This is a genomic window from Jeongeupia sp. USM3 (assembly GCF_001808185.1).
In the GTDB taxonomy this organism is placed as follows: domain Bacteria; phylum Pseudomonadota; class Gammaproteobacteria; order Burkholderiales; family Chitinibacteraceae; genus Jeongeupia.
Genome location: NZ_CP017668.1, coordinates 2,297,802 through 2,314,461 on the forward strand (window position 1 = coordinate 2,297,802; position 16,660 = coordinate 2,314,461).

At 67.2% G+C, this 16,660-nt stretch carries 14 protein-coding genes and 1 pseudogene; 4 read left to right on the top strand and 11 right to left on the bottom strand.

Annotated features, from left to right (window positions below; translation table 11 throughout):
* Positions 1-141 precede the first annotated feature (141 nt).
* From malG to pyrE, 10 genes and pseudogenes are all read right to left on the bottom strand, one after another.
* Positions 142-1,032: a maltose ABC transporter permease MalG gene (malG, locus tag BJP62_RS10840; RefSeq protein WP_070529649.1), complete on the bottom strand. Its 891-nt coding sequence runs from the start codon at positions 1,030-1,032 to the stop codon at positions 142-144.
* 10 nt (positions 1,033-1,042) lie between these two features.
* Complete coding sequence (gene malF / locus BJP62_RS10845) at positions 1,043-2,563, bottom strand: maltose ABC transporter permease MalF (protein ID WP_070529650.1); 1,521 nt, start codon at positions 2,561-2,563, stop codon at positions 1,043-1,045.
* 106 nt (positions 2,564-2,669) lie between these two features.
* Positions 2,670-3,866, bottom strand: coding sequence for a maltose/maltodextrin ABC transporter substrate-binding protein MalE (malE, locus tag BJP62_RS10850; protein ID WP_070529651.1), 1,197 nt, complete (start codon positions 3,864-3,866; stop codon positions 2,670-2,672).
* 119 nt (positions 3,867-3,985) lie between these two features.
* Positions 3,986-5,095 carry an ABC transporter ATP-binding protein gene (locus tag BJP62_RS10855; RefSeq protein WP_070529652.1) on the bottom strand — a complete coding sequence of 370 codons (1,110 nt, stop codon included), beginning with the start codon at positions 5,093-5,095 and terminating at the stop codon, positions 3,986-3,988.
* A gap of 1 nt (position 5,096) precedes the next feature.
* Positions 5,097-6,716: an alpha-glucosidase gene (locus BJP62_RS10860; protein WP_083300855.1), complete on the bottom strand. Its 1,620-nt coding sequence runs from the start codon at positions 6,714-6,716 to the stop codon at positions 5,097-5,099.
* Between the two features lie 184 nt (positions 6,717-6,900).
* On the bottom strand, positions 6,901-8,181 hold the full coding sequence (locus BJP62_RS10865; RefSeq protein WP_070529654.1) for a carbohydrate porin: 1,281 nt from the start codon (positions 8,179-8,181) through the stop codon (positions 6,901-6,903).
* Positions 8,182-8,600: 419 nt separating this feature from the next.
* Positions 8,601-9,041 carry a substrate-binding domain-containing protein gene (locus tag BJP62_RS10870; RefSeq protein ID WP_070529655.1) on the bottom strand — a complete coding sequence of 147 codons (441 nt, stop codon included), beginning with the start codon at positions 9,039-9,041 and terminating at the stop codon, positions 8,601-8,603.
* 61 nt (positions 9,042-9,102) lie between these two features.
* Positions 9,103-9,837 (bottom strand): annotated as a pseudogene (gene ppgK / locus BJP62_RS19025) (polyphosphate--glucose phosphotransferase); the annotation flags it as partial.
* 86 nt (positions 9,838-9,923) lie between these two features.
* Complete coding sequence (locus tag BJP62_RS10875; protein WP_083300856.1) at positions 9,924-10,508, bottom strand: DUF4124 domain-containing protein; 585 nt, start codon at positions 10,506-10,508, stop codon at positions 9,924-9,926.
* A gap of 27 nt (positions 10,509-10,535) precedes the next feature.
* Entirely contained in the window at positions 10,536-11,177 is a 642-nt protein-coding gene (pyrE, locus tag BJP62_RS10880; protein WP_070529657.1) for an orotate phosphoribosyltransferase, read from the bottom strand.
* A 145-nt stretch (positions 11,178-11,322) separates the two neighbouring features.
* Here pyrE and BJP62_RS10885 point away from each other — a divergent pair, with 145 nt between their 5' ends.
* The 3 genes from BJP62_RS10885 to BJP62_RS10895 all read left to right on the top strand — a co-directional run bounded on the left by BJP62_RS10885 (position 11,323) and on the right by BJP62_RS10895 (position 14,078).
* Positions 11,323-12,099, top strand: a complete 777-nt coding sequence (locus tag BJP62_RS10885; protein ID WP_070529658.1) for an exodeoxyribonuclease III — start codon at positions 11,323-11,325, stop codon at positions 12,097-12,099.
* A 227-nt stretch (positions 12,100-12,326) separates the two neighbouring features.
* Positions 12,327-13,565, top strand: coding sequence for an MFS transporter (locus BJP62_RS10890; protein WP_070529659.1), 1,239 nt, complete (start codon positions 12,327-12,329; stop codon positions 13,563-13,565).
* Between the two features lie 18 nt (positions 13,566-13,583).
* Entirely contained in the window at positions 13,584-14,078 is a 495-nt protein-coding gene (locus BJP62_RS10895) for a GNAT family N-acetyltransferase (protein ID WP_070529660.1), read from the top strand.
* Between the two features lie 97 nt (positions 14,079-14,175).
* Here the strand turns inward: BJP62_RS10895 and BJP62_RS10900 are convergent, their stop codons facing one another.
* Complete coding sequence (locus BJP62_RS10900) at positions 14,176-15,054, bottom strand: DMT family transporter (RefSeq protein WP_070529661.1); 879 nt, start codon at positions 15,052-15,054, stop codon at positions 14,176-14,178.
* 251 nt (positions 15,055-15,305) lie between these two features.
* On the opposite strand from BJP62_RS10900, the gene BJP62_RS10910 reads away from it, so the two are divergent.
* Positions 15,306-16,553 (top strand): DEAD/DEAH box helicase, encoded by a 1,248-nt coding sequence (locus tag BJP62_RS10910; RefSeq protein WP_070529663.1) that lies wholly within the window; start codon positions 15,306-15,308, stop codon positions 16,551-16,553.
* The last annotated feature ends 107 nt before the right edge of the window (positions 16,554-16,660 follow it).

Sequence of the window (16,660 nt, forward strand, 5' to 3'; positions counted from 1 at the left end):
CCCGGTGCAGTCGGCGAGCGAGGCAAAGCAGATTGTTCTCGCCCGTAGCGCAGGAACCGGAATGGACTCCATGTCCATGAGGATTCCGAGCAGCGGACGAGGACAAGCTGCGCAGCCGCAACCGCCGAATGCACCGGGTTTTTAGCCTTTGACGCCGCCGGCGGTCAGCCCACTGATCATGTAGCGCTGCGCCAGGAGGAACACCGCCGTGATCGGCAGCCCGGACAGGATCGCCGCGGCGGCGAAGTCGCCCCACAGGTAGTTCTGCGTATAGAGGAAGAGCTTGGAGCCGACCGCCAGCGTCAGGTTCTGCTCCTGGTGCAGCAGCACCGAGGCGACCGGGTATTCGATGATCGCGCCGATGAAGGCGAGCAGGAACACGACGACGAGGATGGGTACCGCCATCGGCAGCAGTACGTAGCGGAAGGCCTGGAAGTGGCTGGCGCCGTCGACGCGCGCCGCTTCCTCGATTTCGACCGGAATCGTGTCGAAGTAACCCTTGATCGTCCAGATGTGCAGCGCCAGACCGCCGGCATAGGCGAGGACCAGGCTACCGTGGCTGTCGATGCCGAGCCACGGCACGTAGCTGCCGATCGCATCGAACACTGCGTAGATCGCGATCAGCGACAGCACGGCCGGGAACATCTGCATCAGGAAGAGGATGTTGAGCCCGAGCCTGCGGCCGGCAAAGCGCAGCCGCGCGAACGCGTACGCGCACGTCGTCGACAGCAGCAGGATCACCGCGGCGCTGATCGTCGCGATCTTGATCGAGTTCCACAGCCAGCGCAGCACCGGGAACGGCGGCGCGACCCAGCGGCCGCTCGCGTCGGTGTAACCGATGCCGAGCGCGAGCTTCCAGTGCTCGAAGCTGATCTGGTCCGGAATCAGGCTGCCGGCGGCGAAATTGCCCGGCCGCAGCGAGATCGACACGATCATCAGGAAAGGAAACAGGGTCAGCGCCAGAAAGCCGATCAGCCCGGCGTGCGCGGCGATCACTTTGAGCCGGTGGGTTTTGTCGAGCACCATGGCCATGCTGCGCTCCTTATTTGGCGGACGCGTTGACGCGCGTGAGTTTGAGGTTGACGACCGACAGCACCGCCACCAGGGCGAAGATCACCGTCGAGATCGCCGCCGCCAGACCGAAGTTCTGCCCCGAATCCTGGAAGGCGATCCGGTAGGTGTAGGAGACGAGGATGTCGGTCGCGCCGGCCGGCACCATGCTGTCGGTGAAGTCGGGCAGGCCGCCGGTCAAGAGCGAGATCAGCACGAAGTTGTTGAAGTTGAACGCGAACGACGCGATCAGCAGCGGCATGATCGGCTTCATGATCAGCGGCAGCGTGATCTTCGTCAGGTTGGTCCACATGCCGCCGCCGTTGATCGCCGACACCTCGTACAGGTCGGCCGGGATCGACTTGATCATGCCCATGCACAGCAGCATCGTGTACGGATAGCCGAGCCAGGTGTTGACCAGCAGCAGCATGGTCTTGGCGAGCAGCGGGTCGGAGAACCAGCTCGGCTTGATGCCGAACAGGCCGTTCAGGATCAGGTTGATCTCGCCGAAGTTCTCGTTGAACAGGCCGCGGAAGATCAGGATCGAGATGAAGCCCGGCACCGCGTAAGGCAGGAACAGCAGGATGCGGTAGACACCGCGAAAGCGCAGCCCTTCCCAGTTGAGCAGCGAGGCAAGCACGAAGCCGACGACGAAGGTGAACACCACGGTCAGGAAGGCGAACACCACGGTCCAGACGAAGATCTTGACCAGCGGGCCCTGGAACTCGTGGCTGGTGAACAGGCGCTCGAAGTTGCCGAAGCCGATGCCGACCTTGAAGCCCGGCGCGACGCGCTCGCCGCCGGCACTGGTATAGAAGCCGGTGTCGAAATCGGGCCTGAGCACGCTGCCGTCCTGGCGGCTGGTCAGCGAACCGTCGGCGTTCCGCGCATACAGCGGCGCCATCGCGGCGACCTTGCTCAGCCCGGAAAGCCGATATTCGTCGCGGCTGGCGGGCAGGATCAGCGCCAGCGTCTTCAGCGCCGCCTGATGCGCGATCACGTCCTTCAGCGGCGCCTTGTCGCCGGCCGGCGGCCGTGCGGCCGGCTGCAGCGCGACGGTACGCGCACCCGCATCGCGCAGCGACAGCGGCTCGGTCTGCCAGGCCTGGCCGGCCTCGTTCTCGACCCTCAGGATGAAGCGGGCATCGACCGGGTATAGCGACAGGCCCAGTTGCTCGCCGCTGCCGGCGTACTTCTGGTCGAGGAAATAGGCGGTCGCCCGCTCGTAGCTCAAGAGGTTGGTCGAGCTGTAGTTGGTGAAGCCGATGCCGACCGTGTACAGCGCCGGAAACAGCACGAACACCAGCACCGCGGCGACGCCCGGATACAGGTAGCGCCACGCGTAGGCGCGCTCGGACGTGAACACCCAGGTGGTGACGCCGAGCAGGCCCGCGCTGCCCAGCGCCAGCATCGGGTGGCCGGCGCGCTGGATCAGGAACACCAGATAGAGGCCGATGAGGAAGGCCAGCGCGCCGAAAACCATCCAGCCCAGGCGCAAATTCGATCGTTGCATGTCTACATCTTTCCTATGCGAATGCACCCCGGTGCGCACGTGCTCACGACGCACCGGGGGATCCGCTCTCTCGTGGAACCCGGTTCACGGCCACCCGGCCGCGGTGTTACTTCGCGGTGATCCGCGCCGCCGCGGCGTCGAGCCCGGCCTTGACGCCCTGGCGGCCCTGGGTGACGTTCTTCAGCGTGCTTTCCATCGTCGACCAGAACTTGCCCATTTCCGGGTTGTTCGGCATCGGCCCGCCGTTCTTGGCGCTGGCCATCGTCGCCTGGATGTTCGGATCGGCCTTCAGTTCGTTGTAGAACGCCTTGTTGGCCGGCACGCCGAGCGGCACGTCGGCGTTGACGGTCTTCAGTCCCTTGAGCGTCAGCATGTGGTTCTCGATGAACTCGACCGCCAGCTCCTTGTTCGGGCTGGCCTGGCTGATCATCGCGCCCATCACGCCGACGAAGGGCGCGCCGGGCTTGCCGTTCACCGCCGGAATCGGCGCAACGCCGAAGTTGATCTTGCTCTTCTTCAGGTTGTCCCACGCCCATGGGCCGGTGATCATCATCGCGACCTTGCCCTGGTTCACGCCGGCGTCCATGTCGGCGTACGACGCGCTCTTGGGCATCACGCCGCCGTTGATCAGCTTCATCAGCGTGTCGACCCCGGCAACGGCGCCGGCGTTGTTGACGCCGGTATTGGCCGGGTCATACGTGCCGTCGGCGCGCTGCTTGAACGGATAGGCGCCGCCGGCGCCGAGCAGCGGCCAGGTGAAGTAGGTGTTGGTGAAGTCCCAGAGGATGGCCTTCTTGCCCTGCGCGGCCAGCTTCTTGTCAATGGCGATCACCTCGTCGAACGATTTCGGCGGCACCGGCACCAGCGCCTTGTTGTAGATCAGCGCGACCGACTCGATCGAGATCGGATAACCCCAGGTCTTGCCGCCCGAGGTGAACGCCTTCCAGCCCAGATCGTCGATCTCGCCCCTGACCTTCTTGCCCGGCGTCACCGGCGACAGCAGGCCGGCGGTCTTCCACTCGCCGAGGCGGTCGTGCGCCCAGATCCAGATGTCCGGGCCCTTGCCGGCGGCCGCGGCCTGCTGGAACTTGTTGGCGGCGTCTTCCGGCCGTTCGACGACGACCTGCACGCCGGTGGCTCTGGTGAACCCCTCGCCGACCTTGGCGAGCCCCTTGTAGCCCTTGTCGCCGTTGATCCAGATCAGCAGCTTGCCCGGCTCGGCGGCGACGGCGGCCGGCGCACAGAGCGCCCCGGCGACCGCAACGGTGAGCGACGACAGCACGAATCGACCCAAAATGTTCATCTGCTAACTCCTCTCTAATACAGCCTATTAACAGGCGATGGATTCGGCCCGGGAGCCACTGACTAAGCGGTGCTGGCGAGGGCGGCTTGCGGGCCGCGGTGCCAGCCGTACGCGGTCTGTCAGTGGCTGCCGGCCAGGGGATTCAAACGGCGGAAAGCTGTGCCATCCGCGCGGAACAGATAACCGTGCTCGGGCTGGAAACCGAGCCTGCACACTTCGCCCTCGGCGATCCGGGTCAGCGCCGGCAGCCGCGCCGACAGCGTCTCGCCGGTGCCCGGAGCCTGCAGGTAGAGCACCGACGCGTCGCCGAGGTGTTCGATCGCGATCGCCGCCGCGGCAATCGCATTGCCGTCGGCCACCAGCGCCAGATGCTCGGGGCGTACGCCCAGCGTCACCTTGTCGCCGGGCTGCGCGCCGGCGCAATCGACGGCAACGCGGACCTGCTGCGCGTCGGGCAGTGCCACGTCGGCGCCGCCCGCGTCGCAGCGGACGATGCTGCCGGTGACGAAGTTCATCTGCGGCGAGCCGAGGAAACCGGCGACGAACAGGTTGGCCGGTTCGTGGTACAGCGCGATCGGCGTGCCGACCTGCTCGATGCGGCCGGCGCGCAGCACGACGATGCGGTCGGCCAGCGTCATCGCCTCGACCTGGTCGTGGGTCACGTAGATCATCGTCGCGCCCAGTTCGCGGTGCAGCCGGGCGATCTCGATGCGCATCTGCACGCGCAGCGCGGCGTCGAGGTTGGACAGCGGCTCGTCGAACAGGAAGACCTTGGGCTTCTGGACGATGGCACGGCCGATCGCGACGCGCTGGCGCTGGCCGCCCGACAGCGCGGCCGGCTTGCGTTCGAGCAGGTGCTCGATCTGCAGCACCCTGGCGACGCGCAGCACCGGCGGCGTGTACTCGGTCTTGCTCATGCCGGCGAGTTTGAGGCCGAACGCCATGTTCTCGAATACGGACATGTGCGGATACAGCGCGTAGCTCTGGAACACCATCGAAATGCTGCGCTTGACCGGCGGCAGATCGTTGACGCGCACGCCGTCGATCGCCAGCTCGCCGGCGCTGATGTCCTCGAGCCCGGCGATCGTGCGCAGCAGCGTCGACTTGCCGCAGCCCGACGGGCCGACGAAGACGACGAACTCGCCGTCGACGATGTCGAGGTCGATGCCGTGCAGCGTCGTCACCTCGCCGAACTGTTTCCTGATCTGCTTCAGCGTCACCGTGGCCATGTCAGCGCTCCTTCGTCACGACGCCGAACCAGCCGCCGAAGCCGTCGAGTTTCAGCGTCCGGCCGTCCTGCACCGCGCCGTCGAGGCCGTGGCCGGCGAGCGGCATCGCGTCGAACGGCAGCGCGAACGTCGCCGGCGCATCGGCCAGGTTGAACACGCAGACGACGGTGCCGGCGACATCGCTGCGGGTGAACGCCAGCACCGGCTCGGCGGCGTCGATAAAGGCGATGTCGCCGCCGACCAGCTCGGCGCACTCGCGGCGCCACGGAATGAAGCTGCGGAAGAACGCCAGCGTCGAGGCCGTGTCGCCGTCCTGGACGTCGACGGCGCGAGCCGCGTGCACGTCGGGTACCGGCAGCCACGGCGCGTCGGCGGTAAAGCCGGCGTTCGGCGCGTCGTGCCGCCACGGCATCGGCGTACGGCAGCCGTCGCGGCCCTTGAATTCGGGCCACATCGCAATGCCGTACGGGTCCTGCAGCTCGTCGAAGCGCAGCTCGGCTTCGGGCAGGCCCAGCTCCTCGCCCTGATACAGGCAGGCGGCGCCGCGCAGGCTCAGGAGCATCGCGAGCATGGTCTTGGCGAAGCGCGGGTTGCCGGTGTTGCGGCCCCAGCGGGTCAGCACGCGGATCGAATCGTGGTTGCCGACGGTCCAGCAGCCCCAGCCGCCGCCATCGACGATCGCGGCTTCGAGCTCCTCGACCTGGCGGCGGATGTAGCCGGCCGAGAACTCGGCGGTCAGCAGGTTGAAGCTGTACGCCATGTTCAGCTTGTCGTCGCCGGCGGTGTACGCGGCCATCAGCTGCAGGCTGTGGTCGTCGCCGACTTCGCCGACGCTCATCGCGCCGTATTCGTCGAGCAGCGCGCGCACGCGGCGCAGGAAGGCGAGGTTCTCGGGCTGCGACTTGTCGAAACGGTGCGACTGGTAGCCGTAGGGGTTGTCGGCGCTGACGGTCTTGGTGTCGCGGCTGGCCGCCGGCGGGTTGTTGCGCAGCAGGCGGTCGTGGAAATGGAAGTTGCACGCATCGAAGCGGAAGCCGTCGACGCCGCGTTCGAGCCAGAAGCGGATGTCGGCGAGCACCGCGTCCTGCACCTCGGGGCAATGGAAGTTCAGGTCGGGCTGGCTGGCGAGGAAGTTGTGCAGGTAGTACTGGCAGCGGCGGGTATCCCACTGCCACGCCGGGCCGCCGAACACCGACAGCCAGTTGTTCGGTGCGGTGCCGTCCGGCTGCGGATCGGCCCAGACGTACCAGTCGGCCTTGGCGCTGGCGCGGCTCTGGCGGCTCTCGGCAAACCACGCGTGTTCGTCCGAAGTGTGCGACAGCACCTGGTCGATGATGACCCTGAGGCCGAGCGCATGGGCACGGGCGACCAGCGCATCGAAATCGGCGAGCGAGCCGAACAGCGGATCGACCTGGCGGAAATCGGCGACGTCGTAGCCGAAATCCTTCATCGGCGACTTGAAGAACGGCGAAATCCAGATCGCATCGACGCCGAGGCTGGCGACGTAGGGCAGCCGGTCGATGATGCCGGGCAGATCGCCGACGCCGTCGCCGTTGCTGTCTGCAAAACTGCGCGGATAGATCTGGTAGATCACCCCGCCACGCCACCAAGCTTGTTTCATTGCGATACCCATCACTGCTGACTAGAGAGAGAACGCTGCACCGATGCCGGTCGGAACGGTGCAACGGCTGGAGCGGCTTACAAAACCCAGTGAAACGGTGCTGGCAAGGCGTGCGAAGCGCAGACAGTACAAATTGGTACGGCAAGCGAGCACAACGCAGCCAGCAGGGTTTTGTAAGTCGCGATTACCACCAGGCTTCGGCCTGGGCGCCCACGGTCAGGCCGTCGAGGCGGTCGCCGAACGGGCCGTTGAACGACAGCGGGTTGTTGACGCTGTTGCCGGCGGCGGCCTGCGCGGCATCGTTCCACTTGGCGTAGGTCGCGAACAGGCGCAGCTGCGGCCGGCTCCAGTAACCCGGTTGCGGCTGGATCAGGAAGGCCGCGGTCGCCTTGGCGAGGTAGCGGGTATCGCCGTCCTCGGGCTTGACCTGGTCATAGCCGACCTCGAGCGCGCCGGCGAGGTGCTCGGTGAACGCATAGACCGGCCGCGCGCCGAGCGAGATCCACGTCTGGCCCGCGCCTGCCTGCACCTTGTCCTTCTTTTCCCACAGCGCGACGAGCTGGCCCGACCAGTTCGAGTTCTTCGGCTGCCAGACCATCTGCTCGACGAAACGGTAGGTCTTGTCGTTCTTGTCGGCGGTGACGTTCGGATAGCCGTACGAGTCGGCAATGTCGCCGCGCTGGAACTGGAACGCCGCCTGGTTGAAGCCGCCGAACACGTCGGCCTGTGTATGCATGATGTTGAACGCCTGGCCGTCGGTCGCCGTGCCGTTGTCCTGGTCGGCCTTGTTGGCGAAGCGGAAATCGACGCTGAGGGTCAGCTCGCCGCCCTCGTTGACCTTGATGCCGGAGAGGCGGAAATCGTGGCCCGACACGCCGATCTTGCGGTCGAGGTTCTGCACGCTGGTGTCCGAGGTCTCGACGGTGTTCTGCCGCCAGGCGTAGGCGAGCTTGCCGATGCCGACGTCGATGTTCTCGATCCCGGCGCCCGGGCCCGAGTTGTCCCAGAAGTAGTAGTCGATCATGTGGACGTCGTGGCGGTCGTAGTAGCGCTTGCCGGCCCAGACCTTGGTGTCGCCAAGGCCGACGCCTTCGGCGGTCACGTACATCTGGCGGAAGGCGAACTCGGCCGCGTCGTTGGCGTCGCTTTCCCAGTCCTGGAACTGCTTGGCCGAGACGGCGAGCATCGATTCGATGCGGAACTTGGTGCCGGTTTCCTTCTTCTCGTACGCGGTGCCGCCGAACGCCAGCTCGGCATAGGTTTCGCACTCGTTGCCGAGCCGGTACTTCGAACCGGCGCCGGCCAGCGCGAAACAGGTCATCGAACCGCCGCCATTGACGGCGCTGCCGATTCCGCTGCGGGCATAGCCGTGAAAATCGATCGGCAGGCCGTCGGCCTGCGCTGCGGCCGCAAGGCCTGCGGCACACGCCGCGATCAGGTACGAGAGAATTCGTCGCTGAGCCATCATCCACTCCTGTGGCCCGGTGACCGGGCCGCGCGTTCATGTTGTAGTCATTGGCGACGAAAGTTCGTAGTTCACTACGAGAAGACCGCTATCGCCGCGCCATACCGCAGCTCAAACCGGATTGAAACTTGAATCAAACCGGTTTGGCTTGTTGGCGAGGCGATAATAATTTCGTAATGTGAACAATCACACTACATCGAAACCCCTATGTTGCAACAAATCCAAAACGGTTTGAAGAGCGTGATCCGGCACCGCCCAGGCACGGCGGAACATGACACCCACATCGCGGAAAACCGCAGCGGCGGGGGCATCGGCGACGGCCGGGCCAGTGGCGGGAAACGGCATGGCGATGCAAAAGCGGGCGGGAAAGGAGGGCGCCGGACGCCGGCGGCAGCGTCCGGCCTGCCGACGAACGGCGGTCAGCCCGGCAGCGGTGCGTCGGTGTCGCCGGCGACGAACACCGGTTTCCACAGCCGGGTCAGCTCGGCCGCCGGACGGCCGTTCAGCCTTGCGAGCATCAGCTCGGCCAGCGTGCGGCCGGCCTCGCGCGGCTCGGGCTGCAGCACCGCGCTGACGACGTCGGGGTAATGCGCCGGCAGGCCACCGAAGACGATGACCGAGATGTCGCGCCCCGGCACGAGGCCGGCCTCGCGCAGCGCGTTCATCACGCCCGGCGCCGAAACGTTGTTGTCGACGACGATCGCCGTCGGCGGTTCGGGTTGCGCCAGCAAGGCACGCGTCGCCGCAGCGGCAGCGGACGGGTTGAGCCCGCCGCAGACGAGGTAGTCGGGCCGCGCCTCGACCCCGGCGGCATTGAGGCCGAGCAGGAAGCCGAGCCGGCGCTGCGCGGCAAAGTTCATCTCGAGCGGCGCGTGCAGCAGCGCGATCCGCCGGTGCCGCGCAGCGCGCCGCCTCGACCGCCGCGCCGACGATGCCGGCGTTGTTCTGCAGCGCGGCCGGCACGACCTCGTAGCGCAGCCCGGTCAGGTCGGGGATGAACTTGTCCGCCTTGCGGCTGATGCCGCCGCCGATGATCACCAGATCCGGCGACAGCAGCAGGTCCAGATGGCACAGGTACTCGTTGAGCCGCGGCGTGTAGTCCTTCCACTTGAGGTCGAGGTCTTCCTTGACCCTGGCCGAACAGTATTTTTCGGCGATCGCGTCCTTCGGGAAGATCAGGTGGCCGAACTCGGTGTTGCGGATCAGCCGGCCGTCGACGATCAGCGCCGAGCCGATGCCGGTGCCGAGCGTGATGACGACGACCTTGCCGCCGCGGCCGTGGGCGGCGCCGAACTGCACCTCGGCGAGGCCGGCGGCATCGGCATCGTTGACCAGCGTCAGCGGCAGGCCGGTCGCGTCGGCGAGGATGCGCTCGGCCGGGGCGTTGAGCCAGGTCTTGTCGACATTGGCCGCCGACAGCGTCACACCGTTGTGGACGATGGCCGGAAAGGTACAGCCGACCGGGCCGGTCCAGCCGAAATGCTCGACCAGCTGGCGCACCACCGCACCGACCGCTTCGGGCGTCGACGGCTGCGGCGTGTCGATCTTGTGGCGCTCGGCGAGCAGCTCGCCGGTCGCCACGTTGACCGGTGCGCCCTTGATGCCGGTACCGCCGATGTCGATGCCCAGTACTGCTACCGGTGCTGCGCTGTCCATGCCCTGCTCCCTGTCCCGTTCCTGGGCGGAAGTTTGCCGGCGACAGCGCCAAAGTCAAGCCGCGCGCTCATCCCCGCTGTCCTGGGTCAACGCGAGGCGCTGCGCAGCTCCTGCAGGCGTTTCTTGTCCGAATCGGCCCGGCGCTTGACGCCTTCAATCTCTGTCAGCTTGGTGTTGGTATCCGCATCAATATCCGTCAGCTCTTTCTGGCTGACGGCGATTTCGGCGTCGAGGTCGGCCGGCACGGCCTTCTTCGCCTTGAGCAGCCGCTGCTGCTGCTGCTGCTGCCGCGCCAGCCGCTGTTCGGTGCTCTGGCGGCGGACCTTGTTGGTCTGGATCGCGCCCTGCAGCGCATCGACCTGCCGGTCGCGCAGCAGGTCGATTTCCTCGGGTCTGGAGAACGACTGCAGCAGCGCCTTGTCGCGCCGCTGCGCATCCTTGCGCATCTGGGCTTCCAGTTGCTGGCGCGCGCGCTCGTCGTCACTCAGCGCCTTCTCGGGCCCTTTCTTGACCACGCCGCGCTTGTCGAGTTCGGCGACGCCGCCCTTGGGCGCATTGGCAGGGGGCTTGTCGCTGAACTGCACGTTGCCGTTGTCGTCAACCCAGCGGTACAGCGGCGCCGCCTGCGCCGCCAATGCCACCAGCATCACACCCAGAACCACCCCACGCATTGCATCCCCCTCTTGTACGCCCCCGGCTTATGAAATGCCGTACTGGGCGCGGTATTCGCGAACCCTGGCCAGCTTGTCGGCCATGCCTTCACCGTTTTCCAGATACCCGACCAGATCGTTCAGCGTCGCGATCGGGACCACCGGAATGCCGAACTGCTGCTCGACTTCCTGCACCGCCGACAGCGCGCCCTGGCCACGTTCCATCCGGTCCAGCGCGATCAGCACGCCGGCCGGTTCCGCACCGTGGGCGCGGATCAGGTTGACCGATTCGCGCACGCTGGTGCCGGCCGAGATCACGTCGTCGATAATCAGCACCTTGCCTTTCAGCGGCGCACCGACCAGCACGCCGCCTTCGCCGTGATCCTTGGCTTCCTTGCGGTTGAACGCGAACGGCACGTTGTGGCCGGCCTCGGCCAGCTTCACCGCCGTTGCCGCCGCCAGCACGATGCCCTTGTAGGCCGGCCCGAACAGCACGTCGAACTCGACCTTCGAAGCCAGCGCGGCCTGCGCATAGCAGCGCGCCAGCTCGCCGACCGAAGCGCCATCGCTGAACAGCCCCGCGTTGAAGAAGTACGGCGAGGTACGCCCGGCTTTGGTGATAAACTCGCCAAACAAAAGCACGTTCTGTGCCACGGCGAATTCGATGAATTCCCGGCGGAAGTCGGACATGGCTTTACTCCTGTTTCAATGGTAATACGGCAGCGAAAATTCAGCCCAACGTAAGCTAAAGGCTGACCATTTTCGGTGCCATGTGACGAAAAACAGCATATCACGCGGGTCAAGCCGGCCCGAATGCGCAGTTCAAGGAGCAGCAATGCGTATCGTCAGCGCCAACCTCAACGGCATCCGCTCGGCCTGCAACAAGGGCTTTCTCGACTGGCTGACGCGCGAATCGGGCGCCGACGTCGTCGCGCTGCAGGAACTCAAGGCCCAGGGGTCCGACCTGTCCGACGCGATGCGCGCGCCCGACGGCTACCGCGGCTTCTTCCACTACGCCGAGAAGAAAGGTTACAGCGGCGTCGGCCTGTACTGCCGCCGCGAACCGGACGAACTGATCGAAGGTCTCGGCATTGCCGAATTCGACGCCGAGGGCCGCTATATCGAGGCGCGCTGGGGCAATCTGTCGGTGATCTCGCTCTACCTGCCGTCGGGTTCGAGTTCGGAAGAGCGCCAGCAGGTGAAGTTCGACTTCATGGCCAGGTTCTGGCCGCACCTGGCCGAGCTGGCCGCATCCGGCCGCGACGTCGTCGTGCTCGGCGACTGGAACATCGCCCACAACGAAATCGACCTGAAGAACTGGAAGGGCAACCTGAAGAACTCGGGCTTCCTGCCCGAGGAGCGCAAGTGGATCGGCGAAGTGTTTTCCGAACTCAAGCTTGTCGACGTCTGGCGCACGCTCTACCCCGATGTGGCCGGCTACACCTGGTGGAGCAACCGCGGCCAGGCCTACGCCAAGGACGTCGGCTGGCGCATCGACTACCACGTCGCCACGCCGGGACTGGCCGCCACCGCGAAATCGGGCTTCGTCTACAAGGACGTCAAGTTCTCGGACCATGCGCCGCTGATCATCGACTACGACTACTCGTTCTGAAGCGCAACGAATAAATCCCTGCTGGCGGCGTTGCGCTCACTTGCCGTACTCGCTTGTACTGTTGCGACCGAAGGAAGTCCCCGTGGGACGTTTCGCGCGCCTTGCCAGCAGGAATCTATTCGCCGCGCACTGCCCGCTGCCGCGCCCCCGGCACACCGCGCCGCCTTAGGCGGCTTGGGCTGGGCAGCGTAAGATAGCCGCCAACCAGCCCATCCCTCCGGTTTCCCATGGCCTTCCGCGACTACTTCGCCGTCTTCACCAACCGCCGCATCGCTGCGGCGATGTTCATCGGCTTTGCCTCGGGCCTGCCGCTGGCGCTGACCGGCTCGACCCTACAGGCGGTGCTGTCGGACGCCGGGCTCGACGTCAAGACCATCGGCTGGTTCACCCTCGTCGGCCAGCCGTACACGTGGAAATTCCTCTGGTCGCCGCTGCTCGACCGCTTTCCGATCCCGCCGGGGCGGCGTCGTGGCTGGATGATGGCGATGCAGCTGCTGCTCGCCGCGGCGATCGCGACGATGGGCGGGCTGAACCCGGCCGAGCACCTGATGACCTACGCGGTGCTGGCGCTGCTGGTCGCGTTCTTCTCGGCGACACAGGACATCGCGATCGATGCCTACCGTACCGAACTCGCCCACCACGAGGAACGCGGCGCGGCGGCGGCGGTCGGCGTGTTCGGCTACCGGATGGCGATGCTGACGTCGGGCGCCGGCGCGCTGATCCTTGCCGATACCGTCTTCAACTGGCAGCAGACCTACTGGGTGATGGCGGCGATCGTCGCAGCGCTGGCGGTGTTTACTTTCATCTCGCCCGAACCGCAGACCGAGGCGCGCGCGCCGAAAACGCTGCAGGAGGCCGTGGTCGAGCCGTGGAAGGAGTTCTTCTCGCGCCGCGGCGCCTGGCTCTTGCTGGCGCTGGTGATCGCGTACAAGCTCGGCGATGCGTTCGCCGGCTCGCTGTCGACCAAGTTCCTGCTCGACATGGGCTACAGCAAGACGCTGATCGGCGAGGCCAACAAGGTGTTCGGGCTGATCGCGACCATCGTCGGCGGCTTCGTCGGCGCAACGCTGATGGTCAAGCTCGGCCTGTACCGGTCCTTGCTGGTGTTCGGCATCGCCCAGGCGCTGACCAATCTCGGCTACTGGCTGATCGCCACCGGCGGCGTCCCGGACCCGACGCTGCTGTTCGCGGCGATCGCCTGCGAGAACCTCGCCGGCGGCATGGGCACCACGGCGGCGGTCGCCCTGCTGATGAGCCTGTGCAACCCGCGCTTTACCGCCACCCAGTACGCGCTGCTGTCGGCACTGGCGGCGTTCGGTCGCGTTTACGTCGGCCCGGCGGCCGGCTACCTCGTCACCCAGCTCGGCTGGGCCGATTTCTTCGTGTTCTCGGTCGCCGTCGGCGTGCCGGGCGTGCTGCTGGTGTGGGCGATGCGCGCGCGCATCCGCGAGCTCGACGTCGGCTGATCCACCATGAGACCCGCCATGACTTACCAGCACCGCCTTGCCACCCGTGCCGACCTCGAGCAGATCGTCGCGATCTACAACAGCACCGTGCCGTCGCGCCTGGTCACCGCCGATCTCGAGCCGGTCAGCGTTGCCAGCCGCGAAGCGTGGTTCTTCGAGCACACGGCCGGCCGCCGGCCGCTGTGGGTCGTCGAGGTCGACGGCCGGATCGCCGGCTGGCTGAGCTTTTCGTCGTTTTACGGCCGCCCGGCGTACGACAAGACCTGTGAGCTGAGCATCTACGTCGACGAAGCCCAGCGCGGCCGGGGACTTGGCAACCATCTGCTGACCGCCGCGATCGCGCATGCGCCGGCGATCGGCGTCGACACGCTGCTCGGCTTCATCTTCGGCCACAACGCGCCGAGCCTGGCGCTGTTCGAGCGCTTCGGCTTCGCCACCTGGGGCCGGCTGCCCGGCGTGGCGCTGCTCGACGGGATCGAGCGCGATCTCGTCATCGTCGGTCGCCGGCTCTAGAAAACCGCCGACAAGCCCTGCTGGCCGTATTGCAATAGCGTCGCTGTGGGACGGCGCGTTCGCACGCAGCACCGCTGCGCCTGGCTGGCGGCGCCCATCAGCCGGGCGGCATCCGGCTGCGTTTCAGCCGCGCCGGCACGAAGCCGGTGACCAGCGCGGTGCCGGCGAGTACCAGCAAGGCCCCGCCGAACGCGCCCGGCCCCAGCCGCTCGCCGAGGAACAGCGCGCCCCAGAGCACGCCGAACACCGGAATCAAGAACGTCACCGTGAGCGCCTGCGCCGCGCCGATCAGCGCGATCAGCCGGAAGTACAGCAGATAGGCGGCGCCGGTACAGGCGATGCCGAGCGCCAGCACCGCCAGCCAGACCTGTGGCACCGGTGCGGCCGGGACCGGTGCCGCAAACAAGGGCGGCACCAGCCACAGCGCCGCGCCCCACATGCTGCCGTGTGCGGCCTCGAACGCGGTCAGGCCCTGCGCGTGGCGCTTGCTGTAATGGCTGGCGATCGCGTAGCCCAATGTCGCCGTCAGGCAGGCGACGACCGCGGGCTGTGCCGCAGCATCGAAACGGCCACCGCCGACCAGCACCGCGACACCGGCAACGCCGAGCGCCAGCCCGGCAAACACCGTTGCGCCGGGCCGCTGGCCGAGCCAGAGCCAGCCGACCAGCACGCCCCAGATCGGCGCGGTGGCGTTGAGGATGGCCATCAGCGAGGCCGGCAGGCTCAGCGCGGCAAAGCCGTAGCACAGGAAAGGCAGGCCGGTGTTGAACAGTCCGAGCACCAGGTAGTGGCGGACATTGGGACGCTGCAGCGCCCGCCGCGTCGCCAGCGCCGCCACGAGCAGGAACAGCGCGGCAACGACGACGCGCAAGCCGATCAGCCACACCGCGCCGAGCGCGGGTGCGGCTACGCGCATGAACAGGAAGGACGCGCCCCACAGCGCGGCCAGCAACAGCATCAGCAAGACGGGGGGCATCGGGGACTCCGTGATCGCCGGCCGGCGGCTGTACGCGCCATGCGCGCCGGCGGCGGCCGGATGTCGACAGCATCAGCGATCGGCCGCCGCGCCGCCAGCCGTTTCTTGCGGCCGGCGGCGATCGCGACGACGATGCAGGCAGGCGCTGGCGACTTTTCACGCCGGCGTGACGCCGAAAACGCCGCCCCGGGGCGTACGGCGCCGGCCACAACGCGCTAGACTCCGCGCTCGCAGCCCCACCGGATACCGCCATGCCCTTCACCCGCCTCGGCCTCTCGCCGGCCCTAGTCCATGCCGCCCGCGAGCACGGCTTCCTCGCGCCGACGCCGATCCAGACCGCGGCCATTCCGCTGGTCCTGCAGGGACGCGACGTGCGGGCGCAGGCGCAGACCGGTTCGGGCAAGACCGCCGCGTTCGCGCTGCCGCTGCTGCAGCGCGTGCAGCAAGCGGCCCGCGCGGGCGAGAAGCCGCGCCGGCTGCGCGCGCTGGTGCTGGTGCCGACGCGCGAACTCGCCGCGCAGGTCGGTGCCACGCTGCGGGACATCTGCGAACACATCGCCGAGCCTTTGAAGATCGTCGTCGCCGTCGGCGGCGTATCGATCAACCCGCAGATGCTGCGGCTGCGCGGCGGCGCCGACATCGTCGTCGCCACGCCGGGGCGGCTGCTCGACCTGGTCGACCACAACGCGCTGAAGCTCGCCGACGTCGCGACGCTGGTGCTCGACGAGGCCGACCGGCTGCTCGACCTCGGCTTTGCCGACGAGCTCGACCGCATCCTCGCGCTGCTGCCCGCAACGCGGCAGAACCTATGCTTTTCGGCGACCTTCCCGCCCGCGGTGCAAAAGCTGACCGACGCGCTGCTGCACGATCCGGCACGGATCGACATCGAACCCGAAGCCGCCCGCGCCGCGCAAATCGCCCAGCGCGCGATCGAGGTCGACCCGACGCGCCGTACGGCGCTGCTGCGCCAGCTGATTCTTGAGAACGGCTGGCGGCAGGTGCTGGTGTTCGTCGCCAGCAAGAATGCCGCCGACAACCTCGCCGACAAGCTCTACCGCGCCGGCATCGACGCGGCGCCGTTCCACGGCGAACTCAGCCAGGGCCGGCGCGAGCAGGTACTCGCCGACTTCAAGGCCGCGCGCTGGCAGGTCGTCGTCGCCACCGACGTCGCCGCACGCGGCATCGACATCGCCCAACTGCCGGTCGTGGTGAACTACGACCTGCCGCGCTCGCCGACCGACTACGTGCACCGGATCGGCCGCACCGGCCGCGCCGGCGAAGCGGGCGTCGCAATCAGCTTCGTCAGCGCCGCGACCGAAGCGCACTTCCGGCTGATCGAAAAACGCCAGCAGCAGCGCGTACCGCGCGAACGGATTGCCGGTTTCGAACCGCTTGATACCGCGCCCGCCAGCGTCTCCGACCCGGACGGCACCGGCGGCATCAAGGGCAAACGCAAGAGCAAGAAGGACAAGCTGCGCGAGGCCGCCGGCAAGACCTGAGCTTCCGTGAGTATCCGATTTGAAAAAAATGGGCGCCGCGGCGCCCGTTTTGCTTTGCCCGGCGGACTTGCCGCCTTCAAAAGGCGTGGCCGGTACCGCTGCCGGCC

What these genes read in the sequence shown, in the direction of transcription:
- BJP62_RS10855 (WP_070529652.1), bottom strand. Translation starts at nt 5,095, where the DNA reads ATGGCCACGGTGACGCTGAAGCAGATCAGGAAACAGTTCGGCGAGGTG.
- malF (WP_070529650.1), bottom strand. Translation starts at nt 2,563, where the DNA reads ATGCAACGATCGAATTTGCGCCTGGGCTGGATGGTTTTCGGCGCGCTG.
- BJP62_RS10885 (WP_070529658.1), top strand. Translation starts at nt 11,323, where the DNA reads ATGCGTATCGTCAGCGCCAACCTCAACGGCATCCGCTCGGCCTGCAAC.
- BJP62_RS10875 (WP_083300856.1), bottom strand. Translation starts at nt 10,508, where the DNA reads ATGCGTGGGGTGGTTCTGGGTGTGATGCTGGTGGCATTGGCGGCGCAG.
- BJP62_RS10860 (WP_083300855.1), bottom strand. Translation starts at nt 6,716, where the DNA reads ATGAAACAAGCTTGGTGGCGTGGCGGGGTGATCTACCAGATCTATCCG.
- BJP62_RS10890 (WP_070529659.1), top strand. Translation starts at nt 12,327, where the DNA reads ATGGCCTTCCGCGACTACTTCGCCGTCTTCACCAACCGCCGCATCGCT.
- BJP62_RS10910 (WP_070529663.1), top strand. Translation starts at nt 15,306, where the DNA reads ATGCCCTTCACCCGCCTCGGCCTCTCGCCGGCCCTAGTCCATGCCGCC.
- BJP62_RS10895 (WP_070529660.1), top strand. Translation starts at nt 13,584, where the DNA reads ATGACTTACCAGCACCGCCTTGCCACCCGTGCCGACCTCGAGCAGATC.
- malG (WP_070529649.1), bottom strand. Translation starts at nt 1,032, where the DNA reads ATGGCCATGGTGCTCGACAAAACCCACCGGCTCAAAGTGATCGCCGCG.
- pyrE (WP_070529657.1), bottom strand. Translation starts at nt 11,177, where the DNA reads ATGTCCGACTTCCGCCGGGAATTCATCGAATTCGCCGTGGCACAGAAC.
- malE (WP_070529651.1), bottom strand. Translation starts at nt 3,866, where the DNA reads ATGAACATTTTGGGTCGATTCGTGCTGTCGTCGCTCACCGTTGCGGTC.
- BJP62_RS10865 (WP_070529654.1), bottom strand. Translation starts at nt 8,181, where the DNA reads ATGGCTCAGCGACGAATTCTCTCGTACCTGATCGCGGCGTGTGCCGCA.
- BJP62_RS10900 (WP_070529661.1), bottom strand. Translation starts at nt 15,054, where the DNA reads ATGCCCCCCGTCTTGCTGATGCTGTTGCTGGCCGCGCTGTGGGGCGCG.
- BJP62_RS10870 (WP_070529655.1), bottom strand. Translation starts at nt 9,041, where the DNA reads ATGAACTTTGCCGCGCAGCGCCGGCTCGGCTTCCTGCTCGGCCTCAAT.